The organism is Bacillus cereus group sp. BfR-BA-01383, from assembly GCF_022663495.1.
Classification (GTDB): domain Bacteria; phylum Bacillota; class Bacilli; order Bacillales; family Bacillaceae_G; genus Bacillus_A; species Bacillus_A cereus_AU.
In genome coordinates, this window is the sequence record NZ_JAKUFP010000100.1 from 1 (window position 1) to 612 (window position 612).

Consider the following 612-nt stretch of genomic DNA (forward strand, 5'->3'; position numbering starts at 1 on the left):
CTTTGATGCCTAATTCATTCATCAATCTTTGTATGCGCTTATGATTCAAATGAAGGTTATATGTGACTTTCAGCCACACTTGCACTCTTCTATATCCATAAATCCCTCTTAGTTTTTTATGACACTCCAATATCTTTTTCTTGATTTTAGTGTCCTCTAGTTGTTTTTCAGAAGGCACTAAGTGCCGCTTTATCCACTTGTAATACCCACTTCTAGTTATACCAGCAATGGTGCATAATAGGGTAACCGTATACCCCTTTTCTAACATCTCAAATATCACTTCAAACTTTCTCGTTTTGGATATAGCTTGCATGCCTCCTTTTACATCCCTAAGAGCTTTTTTAACATTTCATTTTCCGCTTCTAATCGTTTAATCTTAGCTTCTGGATCTTCAGGTCTAACCCTTGGTCTACCTAAACCTGGTCCTTTCGCTTTACCGCGTTTTTCTTCTAATCCTTTGATACCTTCAGCTTCAAAGTGTTTTACCCAACGACTTACAACCGAGTGATGAATACCTAATTCTTTCGCAACAGTTTTATAGCTCATGCCTTCTTTTAAGTATAAATCTATAGCTTTTTTCTTAAATTCTACATCGTAAGTGACTCTAATTTT

General features: G+C 35.9%; 2 protein-coding genes. Both read right to left on the reverse strand.

The window, feature by feature from the left end; all coding sequences use genetic code 11:
• The coding region (locus tag MR065_RS27050) for an IS3 family transposase (RefSeq protein WP_242215741.1) at window positions 1–313 on the reverse strand (313 nt) is incomplete at its 3' end.
• 8 nt (window positions 314–321) lie between these two features.
• Window positions 322–612: transposase (locus MR065_RS27055; protein ID WP_242215742.1), on the reverse strand; the 291-nt coding region annotated here is incomplete at its 5' end.